Genomic DNA, 14,550 nt, shown 5'->3' on the forward strand with positions numbered 1-14,550 from the left:
CGGGGGGCTCAGGCCTCGGCGGGCTCAGGCACGGCGTCCACGCCGGCCTCGGCGCGCTGCTGCGGCGTGATCGGCGCGGGCGCCTCCGTGAGCGGGTCGAAGCCGCCGCCCGACTTCGGGAACGCGATGACCTCGCGGATCGAGTCGGTCTTGGTCAGGTGCTGCAGCACGCGGTCCATGCCGAGCGCGATGCCGCCGTGCGGCGGGGCGCCGAACTTGAAGGCCTCGAGCAGGAAGCCGAACTTCTCCTGCGCCTGCTCCTCGTCGATGCCCATCACCTTGAAGACGCGCTTTTGCACGTCCTCGCGGTGGATGCGGATGGATCCGCCGCCGAGCTCCGAGCCGTTGCAGACGATGTCGTACGCGTAGGCGAGAGCCGATCCGGGGTCCGTGTCGAACGTGTCCTCGAACTCGGGCTTGGGGCCCGTGAACGCGTGGTGCACGGCCGTCCACTCTCCGGCGCCGACCGCGACGTCGCCCGATGCGACAGCGTCGCCCGCGGGCTCGAACATCGGGGCGTCCACGACCCACGTGAACGCGAACGTGTCGGGGTCCATCAGGCCCAGGCGGCGGCCGATCTCGACGCGCGCGGCGCCGAGCAGCGCGCGCGAGGCCTTGGTCGTGCCGGCCGCGAAGAACGCGCAGTCGCCGGGCTGGGCGCCCACGAGCTCGGCCAGGCCCGCCTGCTCGGCCTCGGACAGGTTCTTGGCGACCGGGCCGCCGAGCGTGCCGTCCTCGTTGAACAGGACGTACGCGAGGCCGCGGGCGCCGCGCTGCTTGGCCCACTCCTGCCACGCGTCGAGCGTCTTGCGAGGCTGGCTCGCGCCGCCCGGCATCAGCACCGCGCCGACGTACTCGGACTGGAAGACGCGGAACGGGGTGTCCTTGAAGTACTCGGTCGCCTCGACCAGCTCCAGGCCGAAGCGCAGGTCGGGCTTGTCCGAGCCGTACTTCGCCATGGCGTCCGCGTACGTGATGCGGGGGAGCGGGGTCTGCACCTCGACGCCGATCGTGGCCCACATGGCCCGGATGACGTCCTCCATCATCTCGATGACGTCCTCCTGGTCCACGAAGCTCATCTCGATGTCGAGCTGCGTGAACTCGGGCTGACGGTCGGCGCGGAAGTCCTCGTCGCGGTAGCAGCGCGCGATCTGGAAGTACTTCTCCACGCCGCCCACCATGAGCAGCTGCTTGAACAGCTGGGGGCTCTGCGGCAGCGCGTACCAGCTGCCCGGGTGCAGGCGCGCGGGCACCAGGAAGTCGCGGGCGCCCTCGGGCGTCGAGCGGGTCAGGGTCGGGGTCTCGACCTCGACGAACTCGCGCGCGTGCAGGACGTCGCGGATCGCCTTGTACACCTGCGAGCGCAGGCGGATCGCGTGCGCCGGGCCCTGGCGGCGCAGGTCGAGGTAGCGGTGCTTGAGGCGCGCCTCCTCGCCGATCGGGTCGGCGTCGGCCAGGCCGCTCGAGACCTGGAACGGCAGCGGCGCGGACTCGTTGAGCACCTCGACGTCGCTCGCGATGAGCTCGATCTCGCCGGTCGGCAGGTTCGGGTTCTCGTTGCCCGCGGGGCGCTTCGACACCTCGCCGGTGACCTTCAGCACGAACTCGCTGCGCAGGGGGTGCGCCACGGACTCGTCGCGGATCACGACCTGCGAGATGCCCGACGCGTCGCGCAGATCGATGAACGCCACCCCGCCGTGATCGCGTCGGCGGTCGACCCAGCCCGTGAGGGTGACGGTCTGACCGATGTGCTCGGCTCGCAGCGAGCCGGCGGTGTGGGTGCGAAGCACTTCAGGATCCTCCTGGGGCGTGACGGAACCCGACAAGTCTAGGCGGTGCGGTTTTCCGCGGCGGATCGCGGCGGTTCGGGACAGCCGGAAGCGGATCCGGGGGCCCGCACCCAGGATCCGGACACCTCCGCTCGATAGCGTCGGAGGGATCGTGCCCCGACCGGAGGATGCCGCCACATGATGACGACGACCGAGACCACGACCGACGGCTCCTGGCTGGGGTCGCTCGTCGACTTCGTCGTCTCCCTGATGGACGTGATCGGCCCCTACGGCGCCGGCATCGCGATCGCGGCCGAGAACCTGTTCCCGCCGCTGCCCAGCGAGGCCATCCTGCCGATGGCCGGCCTGGCGGCGTCCCGCGGCTCGTTCGCGCTGTGGGAGGCCATCCTGTGGACGACGGTCGGATCGCTCGTGGGCGCCCTCGTCCTCTACGGCATCGGCGCGTGGTTCGGCCTCGAGCGCCTGCGCCGGATCGCCGACCGCCTGCCGCTCATGAAGGTCGAGGACGTCGACCGCACGGTGGCGTGGTTCCACCGCCACGGCGGGGCCGCGGTGTTCTTCGGCCGGTTCATCCCGATCTTCCGCAGCCTGATCTCCATCCCGGCCGGCGTCGTGCACATGCCGCTGTGGCGCTTCGTGCTCTTCACGGGCGCGGGCAGCCTGATCTGGAACACGATCTTCATCCTGGTCGGCTGGTACCTCGGCGAGGCCTGGCACATCGTCGAGCAGTACATGGACGTGTTCCAGAACATCGTGATCGCGGTCGTGATCGTGGCCGTCGCCTGGTTCGTCGTGGCCCGCGTCCGCGCGCTGCGCGCCGAGAACCGCGCCGACTGACCGGCCGTTGCCCCGAGTCGCCGCCACGTGGCGACAACTCGGGGCAAGCCCTTTCAGTCGGCGGTGAGCGCCGCGGCGATGCGCTCGACGGCCTCGACGCCCTCGCGCATGCGCCACTGCGCCGGGTCGTCGGTGCTCGTCGTCGTGACCACGATGCGGTAGCCGGGGAGCCAGGACTCGAGCTCGAGGCCCGTGGGCACGTACGCCCCGACGACGAATCCGCCGGCGCCGTCCAGGATGTCCGAGCGCTGCACGCCGCCCAGCTCCGTCTTCTCGGCCTCGGAGCGGCGCTGCGCGACCTCCTCGGCGTCGGCGCTCTCGCGCGACACCCACACCTGCACGCGGGACCGGATGCCCGGGTCGGTGACGGCCTTGCCGCGCTCGCTCGCCCAGCCGCACGCCACGCGGCCGGTGCCCGAGGCGGTGATGCCGCGCAGGCCGTGGAAGCCCTCGGCCAGCGGAGCCGCGAGCTCGTAGATGTCGTCGCACGACAGCAGCGAGAGCCCGAGGCCGGCGAGCGCGTCGACCGCGAGGCGGGCGGCCTCCGGATCCGCCCACTGGTCGGGCAGCTGCGCCGCGAAGCGGGCGCGGTCGTCGGGGGAGCAGGATGCGAAGGGCGCGACCGCCGCGACCGTCGCCGTCGGCCATCCGGGGTGGGTCGCGAGCGAGCCGTCGGTGCCCGCGAACTCCGGCGCACCCGCCAGGTTCGCGAAGAGCGCGGCGGCATCCGCCTCGGCGTCGTCGCACGTCGGCTCCCACGCGCCGAGCACGGCCGGGTCGGATCCGCCCAGCACGGTCCAGGATGCGCCGCCCGCAGGCGCCGCGGCGGCCGCCACGAGCGCCTCCGAGCGCGCCTCCGCCAGCTCCTCGAAGGCGCCGGATGCGCCGATGCGCGCCGTGGCCTCGGCCGCGCGGCGGCCCTGTACCTCGGCCGCGGTCGAGGCCTCGCCCGCACCCGGCACCTGCTGCGCGCACGTCGTGAGCGCGGCGCCCAGCGCCGCGACCGCCGACGTGTCCTGCACCTCCCCGCCCCCGGCGGTGGCGCATCGGAACAGGTGGGACAGCAGGCCCGTCGTGGACGCGTCCGGGACCTCGCCGAGCGAGACGCGTCGCGCGAACGCGGCGAGCAGATCCAGCGCGGCCGTCCGGACGTCCACGTACGCGACCGCGCGGTGCGCGCCGCCGTCGGGCTCGCTCAGGCCCACGTCCACGCCGCCGCCCGGAGGCAGCAGCGCGGTGCGCTCGTCGTCCACCAGGGTCGCGGCCAGCGCCCAGAACCGCGATCCGCCGCGCTCGCGCGTGACCCAGTCGAAGGCGGCCTCGCCCGTGAGCGTGAGCGCCCGCGGCACGTCGTCCCGGCTCCGCGTGCGCACCGTCAGCACATCCGACCGGTGGGTCTCGACGCACGCCGTGATCGCCGACTCGGGGCGCTCGGCATCCGGATCGGCGTAGGTCGCGACCCAGCCGGGCAGCTCGGCGTCGCCGCACGCGGGCAGGTCCGCCGCGGGAGTCGGCGCCGTGGCGTTCTGCACGGAGGCCGCGGCCCACGCGACGGTCCCCGGCTGCGTGATCCCGGCGGTCAGGCGGCCGCCCTCGACCACGGCGCCGGGCTCGGGCGCCCACACGCGCAGGTCGGGATCCCAGCGCACGAGCGACGCGCTCGCCGCGGCCTCGGCCGGCAGGGTCGACAGATCCCACGTGACGGTGATCGGATCGGCGAAGGCGCCGGCCGACTCCAGCCGGACGGGCGTGCCGAAGACCTCGCGCGCGATCCCGGAGTCGGCCTCGCCGATCCGTGCGCCGACCGTGACGTTGGCGACGTTCGTGCGCACGGCTCCGTCGGGCACGTCGATCGCGACGCCGGCCGCGCTCCAGCGCGCGCCCTCGGCGTCGACCTGCGTCGTGCGCGCGTCGGCGAAGGACGGGGCCGGGTCGCGCTGCGCTTCGCCCTCGGAGGGCTCCGCGACGCACGCGGTGAGGGACAGCGCCACGGCGGCCGCGATCGCGCCCGCCGCGAGGCGGCGACCGATCCGGCGCGGGCGACTGATCACGCGCCCACGGTATCCGGGGTGCCCGGGGTGGGCCCGGCGGCGCTCCGGCGCACGTCGGAGAGGGCCGCGCGCGGCTTCCGTAGGATGGGGCACGTGACGGCCGAACGGATCCACCTCGTGCGTCACGGCGAGGTCTACAACCCCGATCGCGTGCTCTACGAGCGGCTGCCCGGCTTCCGCCTGAGCGACGACGGGCGCCGGATGGCGCGCGCGGCGGCGGAGCACATCCTGTCGCTCGACCGGCCGGTCTCGGCGCTGCTGAGCTCGCCCCTGCAGCGCACGCAGGAGTCCTCGGAGCCGCTCGCCGAGCTGCTGGGGCTCGAGGTGCGGCTCGAGGAGCGCGTGATCGAGCCGACCAACGTCTTCGCGGGCATGCGGATGAGCCGCGCGCTGCGCAAGCCGTGGAACTGGCACCACCTGCGCCGCCCGTCGCTCCCCAGCTGGGGTGAGCCGTACTCCCAGGTCGTCGACCGGATGCACGCGGCGCTCGACGAGGCGTGGCACGGCACGGACTCGGGCGACGTCGTGATCGTCTCGCACCAGGCGCCCATCTGGCTCACGCACCTCTCGGTCGCCGGTCTGCCCCTGCCGCACGACCCGCGCACCCGCCGCTGCGCGCTCTCGAGCGTCACGTCGTTCGAGCGCCACGGCGACGTCTGGCGCGAGGTCGCGTACGCCGAGCCCGCCCCGCTGCAGGATGCGGTCGACGTCGGCGCGGTCTGAGCCAGACGGTCGCTTCGCTCGCACGACGGTCGCCCCCTCGTGGTCGTTGAGCGGAGCGAAGCGGAGTCGAAACGGGCTGAGCGAGCGCAGCGAGTCGAAGCCGACACCCCCGTGGTCGTCTCGCTCTGAGCGCCAGCGAGGATCCGAAACGGCGCCGATGCTCCTCGGCCGGTCGGGTTGATCCGGCCACGTTTCGACTCCGGCGCTGGCGCGCCTCCGCTCAACGACCACGGGGAAGATGTCGGTCGTCGAGCGGGCGCGCCCCGGCGGGCGGCGCTTTCGGCTGGCGCACAGCCGCCGCATATGCGCGAACGTAGGATTGGGGGCGTGCCTCCCGTCGCCGTCCCGACCGTCTCGCCGCGCGTGCGCGGCGCACGCCGGATCGCCGCGGCTCTGGCCGCCGCCGGGCTCGCGTTCGCGCTCGCCGCGTGCGCTCCCGATCCCGTGAGCCAGCAGTATCTGGAGGGCGGGAACCAGGGCTACATCTCGGGCGAGTTCGCCGTCACCGAGATCGGCGAGGCCGATCGGGGCGAGCCCGTCGAGTGGGCGGGCGTCACCGAGACGGGCGAGGCTCTCTCGAGCGAGGACGTCGCCGGCGAGGTCGTGGTGGTCAACTTCTGGTACGCCCAGTGCGACCCGTGCCGCGCGGAGGCCGCCGACCTCGAGTCCGTGTGGCAGGAGTACCAGGCCGATGGCGTGCGCTTCGTGGGCATCAACACCCGTGACCAGGCCGACCAGGCGATCTCGTTCGCCGAGAAGCACGGCGTGACTTACCCCAGCATCATCGACGTGCACGACGGCGCAGTGAAGCTCGCGTTCGTCGCCGCCACGCCCGTCAACGCGACCCCGGTCACGCTCGTGCTCGACCGCGAGGGCCGCGTCGCCGCCCGCATCATCGGCCAGCTCGAGAGCGCGTCGATCCTGTCGACCCTCGTGGGGGAGACCCTCGAGGAGGGCGCGTGACCCAGCGGTCGCGCGCGGCGGGCCGCGGATGAACCCGGGCTCGGTCGTCTTCGACGGCGCGCTGTGGGCGGCGATCCCGATCGCGCTTCTGGCGGGCCTGATCTCGTTCCTCTCGCCGTGCGTGCTGCCGCTCGTGCCGGGCTACCTCGGCTTCATCGGCGGCGCCGTCTCGCCCAAGGGCACCGAGGCGCCCGCCGGACGCGGCCGGCTGCTGGGCGGCGTGCTGCTGTTCATCGCCGGGTTCACGCTCGTGTTCGTCACGATCATCGTGCTCGGCGGCATCGCGGGCGGCGCGACGCAGCGGTTCTCGCTGCTCTACGGCGACGCGATCACGCGCGTGCTCGGCGTCCTGATCATCCTGCTCGGCCTCGTCTTCATCGGCTTCTTCGGCTTCGCGCAGCGCACCGCGAAGCTCCACCTGAAGGGCGACCTGGGGCTCGTCGGGGCGCCGCTGCTCGGCGTCGCTCTGGGCCTCGGCTGGGCGCCCTGCATCGGCCCGACCCTGACCGCGATCCTCGCGATCTCGTACGACCAGGGCGACGCGGGCCGCGCGACCCTGCTGGGGCTGGCGTACTCGCTGGGCCTCGGCATCCCGTTCCTGCTCGTCGCGCTCGGCTTCGGCTGGGCCACCCGCTCCCTCGCGTTCCTGCGCCGCCACGTGCGCGTCGTCAACATCGTCGGCGGCGTGCTGCTGGTCATCCTGGGCGTGCTCATGGTGACCGGCGTGTGGACCATGATCATGAACCGCCTGCAGGGGGTGTTCGCGAATGTCCCGCTCCCTCTCTGACCAGACCGACGCCCGGAAGGCCGCGCGGGACGGATCCGAGCCCCTGCGCCCGTCGGACCACGTCGAGAGCGACGCCGACTCCGGCGTGAACCAGCCGGCGCTCGGCGTCGTCGGATGGCTGCGCTGGGGCTGGCGGCAGCTCACCAGCATGCGCACCGCGCTCGTCCTCCTGCTGCTGCTCGCGATCGCGGCCGTGCCCGGGTCGATTTTCCCCCAGCGGATGGCCAACCCCAACGGCGTGACGCAGTGGGAGCGGGAGAACCCCGACCTGTTCCCGATCCTCGACGCCATGCAGATGTTCGACGTCTACGTGTCGGCCTGGTTCTCCGCGATCTACCTGCTGCTGTTCGTCTCGCTCGTGGGCTGCATCCTGCCGCGCACCAAGCACCACTGGAAGGCGATGCGCTCGCGCCCGCCGCGCACGCCGGCGCGGCTCGCGCGCCTCGACGACCACCTCGAGGACCGGATCGCCGGCGACGCGGACGACGCGGCCCACGCGGTCGACCTGGCCGAGGCGCAGCTGCGCTCGAGCGGCTACCGGGTCGAGCGCTACGACGGGCGAGGCGCGTTCTCGGTCTCGGCCGAGCGCGGCTACCTGCGCGAGACCGGCAACCTGGTGTTCCACGCGTCCCTCGTGGGAGTGCTGGTATCGGTCGGGGTGGGCGGCGGCTTCGCGTACACGGGTCAGCAGGTGATCATCGAGGGCCAGTCCGTGGTCAACTCGCTGGTCGACTACTCGTCCATGAACCGCGGCCGCTTCGTGGGTGACGACGCCCTGACGCCGTACGCCATGCGCCTGGACTCGTTCGACGTCACGTACCAGCCCATCGGCACCAGCGGCGCGGGCCAGGCGGGCGACTTCCAGGCGAACGTCACGGTCGTCGAGCCGGGTGGCGCCGAGCGCCAGGAGGCCGTCCGCGTCAACCACCCGCTCGACGTCGCGGGCGACCGGGTCTACCTGCTGGGCAACGGCTACGCGCCGACCATCACGGTCAAGGCGCCCGACGGCACCACGGTCTACAGCGAGCCCGTGCCGTTCCTGCCGCAGGACGCCAACATGACCTCGCTCGGCGTCGTGAAGATCCCCGACGGCCTGCCGGAGCAGGTCGGCATGATCGGCTTCTTCTACCCGACCCAGATGCAGCTCGCGAGCGGCGCTTTCTCGTCCGGATTCGGCGAGCTGCTCAACCCCGTGCTGACCCTGAACGTGTACGTCGGCGACCTCGGGGTCGACGACGGCGTGCCCAGCTCGGTGTACGAGCTCGACCCGAGCGGCATGGAGCAGATCGCCGGGCCGCAGGTCGACATCGACTCGCTCGAGCTCGCGCCCGGGGAGACCGTCGAGCTGCCGAACGGCCTCGGCACGGTCACGTTCGAGGACGAGACCCCGGCGGATGCCGACCGCTCGCAGGTGGGCTTCACCGAATCGGTCAAGCGCTTCGTGTCGCTGCAGACGCACCACGACGGATCCGCGATCTTCGTGCTGGCGTTCGCGGTGCTCGCGATGCTCGGCCTGCTCACCGCGCTGTTCGTGCCGCGCCGCCGCGTCTGGGTCAAGGCGACCGCGGACGACGCGGGCATCCGGCTCGAGTACGCGGCGCTCGCGCGCGGCGAGGATCCGACGCTCGCGACCGCGATCGCGGACCTGCGCACCAAGCACCGCGCCGCGCTCGGCGCCGACGACGCGTAGGCGTCAGCCCTTCCGCAGATCTTGAGCCAGCATCACCAGGATGCCGCTCGGGCCGCGCAGGTAGGTCAGCCGGTAGAGGTCCCGATACGTGGCCACGCCGCGCAGCGGGCAGCACCCGTGCCGTGCGGCGATCTCGAGCGACGCGTCGAGGTCGTCCACCGAGAACGCGACGCGATGCATCCCGATCTCGTTGGGGCGCGTCGGCTCGGTCTCGATCGCCTCGGGATGCAGGTACTCGAAGAGCTCCAGGCGGCCCTGGCCGTCGGGGGTCGCCAGCATCGCGATGCGGGCGTGGTTGCCGTCCAGCCCCACGGCCGTGTCGGTCCACTCGCCGCTGACCGTGTCGCGTCCGACGACCTCCAGGCCGAGGTCCGTGAAGAAGGCGATCGCCTCCTCCAGATCCCGGACGGCGATGCCGACGTTCTCGAGCGCGATGGCCATGCCCGCACGCTACCGGGCCCCCGGCCCTTCGGACAGGGCCCGCCCACAGAGAGCGCGAAGCGGGCGCTCGTAGAATCGGGCTCATGCACCCTGACGCGCTCTCGCTGGACGAGATCTCGGTTCTTCTGATCTGGACGGCGATCTCGGTCTACGCCCTCGCGTTCGTCGCGTACGCGTTCGACCTGGCGCGCCGCTCGCAGCTCTCGCTCGAGCGTCAGGATGCCGCGCGCGAGCGCGTGCTGGTCGGGGCCGGATCGGGGACCACCGTGAACGGCGTCGCGCAGGACGCGCCTGCCGCCGCGAAGCCGCGCATGGTCATGGGCCGGATCGGCACCTCGCTCACGGTGCTCGGCTTCCTGTTCCACCTCGGCGGCACGGTGCTGCGGGGGATCGCGGCGGGACGCGTGCCGTGGTCGAACATGTACGAGTTCGCGATGACCGGCACCCTGCTCATCACGGCCGTGTATCTGGGCGTGCTGTTCTGGCGCGACCTGCGCTTCCTCGGCACGTTCATGGTGGGGCTCGTCACGGTGCTGCTGGGGGCGGCGACCCTGTCGTTCTACGTGCAGATCGTGCCGCTCATGGATCCACTCAAGTCGGTCTGGCTCGTCATCCACGTGTTCGTCGCGTCGCTCGCCACGGCCTTCCTCGCCCTCGCGTTCGGGCTCTCGGTGCTGCAGCTGCTGCAGGCGCGCCGCGAGCGGCTCGCGCTCGAGGCGAAGGATGCCGAGCCCCAGCGCTCGTTCCTGCGCACGCTCCCCAGCGCCGAGGCGCTCGAGGGGATGGCCTACCGCTTCGCCATCATCGGCTTCATCTTCTGGACGTTCACCCTCATCGCCGGCTCCATCTGGGCGCAGGACGCGTGGGGCCGCTACTGGGGCTTCGACACCAAGGAAGTCTGGACCTTCATCATCTGGGTGCTCTACGCCGGCTACATCCACGCCCGCGCCACCCGCGGCTGGCGCGGCACCCGCTCCGCCTGGCTGTCGATCGTCGGCTTCACCGCGGTGATCTTCAACTTCACGATCGTGAACATGTTCTTCGAGGGCCTGCACGCGTACAGCGGCCTGAGCTGAGAAGGACTTCTTTTCTAGACGCGATCGCACGCTCGCGCGACGGTAGATGACCGGCCTGTTCCCGGTCGTTGAGCGGAGCGAAGCGGAGTCGAAACGGGCTGAGCGAGCGGAGCGAGTCGAAGCCGGGACCCTCATTCGTGGTCGTTGAGCGACGAGCGCCAGCGAGGAGTCGAAACGGGCTGAAGCGACCCAGCCGGTCGGGGAGGTTCGGCCACGTTTCGACTCCGGCTCGTTCCTCGCCTCCGCTCAACGACCACCCACAGAAACAACATCTGTGTTTCTGTGGGATTGTGTTGTAGTCTGTTGGGCATCCGAAGGAGGGTGCCATGTACGCGACGGAGCGACGAGAGCTCATCGAGCAGGTGCTGCGGGACGAGGCGCGCGTCGCCGTCGCCGACCTCGCGGAGCGGCTCGACGTCACGACCGAGACCGTGCGCCGCGACCTCGCGCTGCTGGAGCGCGCCGGCGTCCTGCGCCGCGTGCACGGCGGGGCCGTCGCCGCCGACCGGGGGAGCGCCGCCGAGGCCGACCTGCGCGAGCGCGCCGGACAGCGCGGCCCCGCCAAGCACGCGATCGCCCGCCGGGCCGTCGAGGCGCTGGCGGACGACTTCCGCGGATCCGTGCTCCTGGACGCGGGCACCACGACCGGCGCGGTCGCCGAGCTGCTGTCGGACCGGCTCGCCGGCCCCGACGCCCAGGTCGTGACCCACTCCGCCGTGCTCGCCGCGCTGCTCACCACGCGCGGAGGCGTGCCCCTCACCACGATCGGCGGGCGCGTGCGCGGCATCACGGGCGCCGCGGTCGGCGCGGGCACCGTGCAGGCCATCGAGTCGATGCGCCCCGACGTCGCGTTCGTGGGCACGAACGGGCTGAGCGCCGCCTTCGGGGCGAGCACCCCCGACCCGGACGAGGCCGACGTCAAGCGGGCGATCGTCCGCTCCGCGCGGCGGGTGGTGCTGCTCGCGGACGCGTCCAAGTTCGGCGACGAGTCGCTGCAGCGGTTCGCGCGCCTGGACGAGATCGATCTGCTGGTGACCGACCGCGCGCCCTCCGGCGCGCTCGCCGCGGCCCTCGAGGACGCCGACGTGGAGGTGTGGATCGCATGATCGTCACCCTGACCGCCAACCCGTCGCTCGACCGCACGATCCAGCTGGCCGGTCCGCTCGAGCCGGGGGCCGTGCAGGCCGCGGAGTCGTCGAGCGTTGATCCGGCCGGCAAGGGCGTGAACGTGTCGCGCGTGGTCGTCGCCTCCGGCGCCGAGACGCTCGCGGTGCTGCCGCTCGCGGACGACGACCCCTACGGCGAGCACACCGCGGGGCTCCCCGTGCGCGCGGTGCCGATCGAGGGGCACGCCCGCTCCAACATCACGCTCACGTCGCCCGACGGCGAGACCACCAAGATCAACCTGCCGGGCGCCGGGCTCGCGCCGGCCGAGGCGGCCGCCCTGATCGACGCGGTCGTCGAGGCGGCCGACGGCGCGCGCTGGCTCGCCCTGTGCGGCTCGCTCCCGCCGGGCGTCGCCGCCGACTTCTACGTCGAGGTCATCCAGGCCGTGCGGACGCGCGCCGCCCGCGCGCCGCGCATCGCGGTCGACACGTCGGGCCCGGCCCTCGCCGAGGTGCTGGCGCGCGGCGCCGTCGACCTCATCAAGCCGAACGACGAGGAGCTCGTCGACGCCGTGGCCCGCCTGGGTCTGGCCACCTCGGGCGAGGCGGACCCGGATGCCGTCGCGGACGCCGTCCGGCTCGCCTCGGCCCTGGTGCCGCATCGCGTCGGCGCGGTGCTCGTCACGCTCGGCGGCGACGGCGCGGTGCTCGTGGACGCCGAGGGCGCTCGCCATGCCGCGGCGCCGCCCACCGAGGTGCGCAGCACGGTCGGCGCGGGCGACAGCGCCCTCGCCGGCTTCCTGCTCGCCGACCTCGCCGGAGCGGACGCCGACGGCCGGCTGCGCACGGCCATCCGATACGGCTCCGCCACGGCCGCCCTTCCCGGCACGCGCATCGCGACGCCGGCCGACCTGCCCGGCGGGGACATCCCCATCCGCAGGCTTCCCTGACCAGCGGCTCGCCGCATCCACCCCCTACACCCGATCCACCCGCCGCCTCGCGGCGCACCACGGACGCTCAGCCTCGAGGAGGAGACCATGTCCACCATCACCCCCCAGCTCGTGAGCCTCGATGAGGACCTCGGCACGGACAAGCAGGCGGTGCTCCGCGCCCTGTCCCAGCGCTTCGTCGCGCAGGGCCGCGCGACGGACGCCGAACAGCTCTTCGCCGCCGCCTGGGCCCGCGAGGAGCAGGACGCCACGGGCCTGCCCGGCGGCATCGCGATCCCGCACGCCAAGAGCGCGGCCGTGTCGCAGGCGTCGCTGGCGTTCGCCCGCCTGAACCCGCCGGTGGACTTCGGCGCCGAGGGCGAGCCGAGCGACATCGTGTTCATGATCGCCGCGCCCGACACCGCGGCCGAGGAGCACCTCGCGGTGCTGTCGTCGCTCGCGCGCAACCTGATGGACGAGGACTTCCTCGCCGCGCTGCGCTCGGCCGCGACGCCGGATGAGGCGGTCGGCATCGTGCGCCGCGCGATCGGCGAGGACGCCGCGGCCGAGACGCCGGCACCCGCCGCCGCGGCTCCGGCTCCGGCCGCGGCCGCCGCCGGAGACGCCATCCTGGTCGACGGCCGCCCCGCCCGGATCGTCGCGGTCACGGCCTGCGCGACGGGCATCGCCCACACCTACATGGCCGCCGACGGCCTGGCCGCCGCCGCGCGCAAGGCCGGCGTCGAGCTCCACGTCGAGACCCAGGGCTCCAGCGGCTACACCCCGATCCCGGCCGACACGATCGCGGCGGCCGACGCCGTCGTGTTCGCGGTCGACGTCGACGTGCGGGAGCCGCAGCGGTTCGCGGGCAAGCCCGTCATCCGGCGGACGGTCAAGGCGGGCATCGAGAAGCCCGCGGAGCTGCTCGCGCTCGCCGCGGCCGCCGCGAAGGATCCGTCCGCCGAGCGGGTGAGCGGCACGGCCGAGACGGCCGCCGCCTCGAACGTGCCGGTGGAGTCGTTCGGCGCGCGCATCAAGCGCATCCTGCTGACCGGCGTCTCGTACATGATCCCGTTCGTCGCGGGCGGCGGTCTGCTGATCGCGCTCGGGTTCCTGCTCGGCGGCTTCGACATCAACGAGTCGGCCAACGCGATCGTGCTCGAGAACGCCCTGTGGAACCTGCCCGAGGGCGGGCTGCTGCAGTACCTCGGCGCCGTGTTCTTCACGATCGGCGGCGTCTCGATGGGCTTCCTCGTGGCGGCGCTGGCCGGGTACATCGCGTTCGCGATCGCCGACCGGCCCGGCATCGCTCCCGGCTTCGTGGCCGGCTCGGTCGCGGTGCTGATGAGCGCGGGCTTCCTCGGCGGCATCGTCGGCGGCCTGCTCGCGGGACTCGTCGCCTGGTGGCTGGGCCGCCTGGACGTGCCGCGCTGGCTGCGCGGCCTCATGCCGGTCGTGATCATCCCGCTCGTCGGCTCGATCGTCGCCTCCGGCCTGATGATCCTGTTCCTCGGCTGGCCGATTGCGGCGCTCATGACCGCCATGACCGACGGCCTGAACAACCTCGCCGACAGCGGCCTGATCGTCGTCGTGGGCGTGCTGCTGGGCCTCATGATGTGCTTCGACCTGGGCGGCCCGGTGAACAAGGTCGCGTACGCGTTCGCGGTCGCGGGCCTCGGTGCCGCGTCCGACCAGAACACCGTGCCCTACCTGATCATGGCGACCGTGATGGCGGCGGGCATGGTGCCGCCGCTCGCGATGGCGCTCGCCTCGACCGTGCTGGCGCGCGGCGCGTTCACGCCGGTCGAGCAGGAGAACGGCAAGGCCGCGTGGCTGCTCGGGGCTTCGTTCATCTCGGAGGGTGCGATCCCGTTCGCGGCCGCCGACCCGCTGCGCGTCATCCCGGCGTCGATGATCGGCGGCGCGGTCACGGGCGCCCTGACCATGCTGCTGGGCGTGGGATCGCGCGCTCCGCACGGAGGCGTGTTCGTGTTCTTCGCGATCGACCCGATCTGGGGCTTCCTGCTCGCGATCGCCGTCGGCACCGTCGTGTCGGCCCTCGCGGTCGTGGCGCTCAAGAAGTACGCGCACCGTCGCACCGCGGCGGCCCCTGTGGCCGTCGCCGCCTGATCCCGATGCCCGAACGGCCCGGCCCTC

General features: G+C 73.0%; 12 protein-coding genes. 9 read left to right on the forward strand and 3 right to left on the reverse strand.

The genetic code is table 11. The annotated features are described in order from the left end of the window. Positions 1–8: 8 nt before the first annotated feature. Positions 9–1,790, reverse strand: a complete 1,782-nt coding sequence (gene aspS, locus B5M43_RS04435) for an aspartate--tRNA ligase (RefSeq protein WP_134745828.1) — start codon at positions 1,788–1,790, stop codon at positions 9–11. 177 nt (positions 1,791–1,967) lie between these two features. Here aspS and B5M43_RS04440 point away from each other — a divergent pair, with 177 nt between their 5' ends. Further along, positions 1,968–2,627, forward strand: a complete 660-nt coding sequence (locus tag B5M43_RS04440) for a DedA family protein (RefSeq protein WP_374198151.1) — start codon at positions 1,968–1,970, stop codon at positions 2,625–2,627. A 53-nt stretch (positions 2,628–2,680) separates the two neighbouring features. On the opposite strand, the gene B5M43_RS04445 is transcribed toward B5M43_RS04440, so the two are convergent. Continuing rightward, a complete protein-coding gene (locus B5M43_RS04445) occupies positions 2,681–4,678 on the reverse strand; it encodes a hypothetical protein (RefSeq protein WP_134745829.1) in 1,998 nt (665 codons plus the stop codon). Positions 4,679–4,771: 93 nt separating this feature from the next. Between B5M43_RS04445 and B5M43_RS04450 the strand changes: the two genes are divergently transcribed. The 4 genes from B5M43_RS04450 to B5M43_RS04465 all read left to right on the forward strand — a co-directional run bounded on the left by B5M43_RS04450 (position 4,772) and on the right by B5M43_RS04465 (position 8,841). Then, entirely contained in the window at positions 4,772–5,401 is a 630-nt protein-coding gene (locus B5M43_RS04450) for a histidine phosphatase family protein (RefSeq protein ID WP_134745830.1), read from the forward strand. A gap of 327 nt (positions 5,402–5,728) precedes the next feature. Continuing rightward, positions 5,729–6,364, forward strand: coding sequence for a TlpA disulfide reductase family protein (locus tag B5M43_RS04455; RefSeq protein WP_230667671.1), 636 nt, complete (start codon positions 5,729–5,731; stop codon positions 6,362–6,364). Positions 6,365–6,392: 28 nt separating this feature from the next. Then, entirely contained in the window at positions 6,393–7,151 is a 759-nt protein-coding gene (locus B5M43_RS04460) for a cytochrome c biogenesis CcdA family protein (RefSeq protein WP_134745832.1), read from the forward strand. Further along, the gene (locus tag B5M43_RS04465) at positions 7,132–8,841 is read left to right on the forward strand and encodes a cytochrome c biogenesis protein ResB (protein ID WP_134745833.1); all 1,710 of its coding nucleotides are present in this window, start codon (positions 7,132–7,134) and stop codon (positions 8,839–8,841) included. The genes B5M43_RS04460 and B5M43_RS04465 overlap by 20 nt, the downstream gene beginning before the upstream one ends. A 3-nt stretch (positions 8,842–8,844) precedes the next feature. Here B5M43_RS04465 and B5M43_RS04470 read toward each other — a convergent pair whose 3' ends face one another. Then, positions 8,845–9,282, reverse strand: a complete 438-nt coding sequence (locus tag B5M43_RS04470; RefSeq protein ID WP_134745834.1) for a VOC family protein — start codon at positions 9,280–9,282, stop codon at positions 8,845–8,847. A gap of 83 nt (positions 9,283–9,365) precedes the next feature. Here B5M43_RS04470 and ccsB point away from each other — a divergent pair, with 83 nt between their 5' ends. From ccsB to B5M43_RS04490, 4 genes are all read left to right on the forward strand, one after another. Beyond that, entirely contained in the window at positions 9,366–10,358 is a 993-nt protein-coding gene (ccsB, locus tag B5M43_RS04475) for a c-type cytochrome biogenesis protein CcsB (RefSeq protein ID WP_055992984.1), read from the forward strand. Positions 10,359–10,684: 326 nt separating this feature from the next. Continuing rightward, complete coding sequence (locus B5M43_RS04480; RefSeq protein WP_134745835.1) at positions 10,685–11,464, forward strand: DeoR/GlpR family DNA-binding transcription regulator; 780 nt, start codon at positions 10,685–10,687, stop codon at positions 11,462–11,464. Next, entirely contained in the window at positions 11,461–12,414 is a 954-nt protein-coding gene (locus tag B5M43_RS04485) for a 1-phosphofructokinase family hexose kinase (RefSeq protein WP_134745836.1), read from the forward strand. The genes B5M43_RS04480 and B5M43_RS04485 overlap by 4 nt, the downstream gene beginning before the upstream one ends. A gap of 87 nt (positions 12,415–12,501) precedes the next feature. Then, entirely contained in the window at positions 12,502–14,523 is a 2,022-nt protein-coding gene (locus tag B5M43_RS04490; protein ID WP_134745837.1) for a fructose-specific PTS transporter subunit EIIC, read from the forward strand. Positions 14,524–14,550: the final 27 nt, after the last annotated feature.

The sequence above is a fragment of the Microbacterium sp. MEC084 genome, from assembly GCF_004514465.2.
In the GTDB taxonomy this organism is placed as follows: Bacteria; Actinomycetota; Actinomycetes; order Actinomycetales; family Microbacteriaceae; genus Microbacterium.

What these genes read in the sequence shown, in the direction of transcription:
- B5M43_RS04440 (WP_374198151.1), top strand. Translation starts at nt 1,968, where the DNA reads ATGATGACGACGACCGAGACCACGACCGACGGCTCCTGGCTGGGGTCG.
- B5M43_RS04460 (WP_134745832.1), top strand. Translation starts at nt 6,393, where the DNA reads ATGAACCCGGGCTCGGTCGTCTTCGACGGCGCGCTGTGGGCGGCGATC.
- B5M43_RS04465 (WP_134745833.1), top strand. Translation starts at nt 7,132, where the DNA reads ATGTCCCGCTCCCTCTCTGACCAGACCGACGCCCGGAAGGCCGCGCGG.
- B5M43_RS04470 (WP_134745834.1), bottom strand. Translation starts at nt 9,282, where the DNA reads ATGGCCATCGCGCTCGAGAACGTCGGCATCGCCGTCCGGGATCTGGAG.
- ccsB (WP_055992984.1), top strand. Translation starts at nt 9,366, where the DNA reads ATGCACCCTGACGCGCTCTCGCTGGACGAGATCTCGGTTCTTCTGATC.
- B5M43_RS04480 (WP_134745835.1), top strand. Translation starts at nt 10,685, where the DNA reads ATGTACGCGACGGAGCGACGAGAGCTCATCGAGCAGGTGCTGCGGGAC.
- B5M43_RS04485 (WP_134745836.1), top strand. Translation starts at nt 11,461, where the DNA reads ATGATCGTCACCCTGACCGCCAACCCGTCGCTCGACCGCACGATCCAG.
- B5M43_RS04490 (WP_134745837.1), top strand. Translation starts at nt 12,502, where the DNA reads ATGTCCACCATCACCCCCCAGCTCGTGAGCCTCGATGAGGACCTCGGC.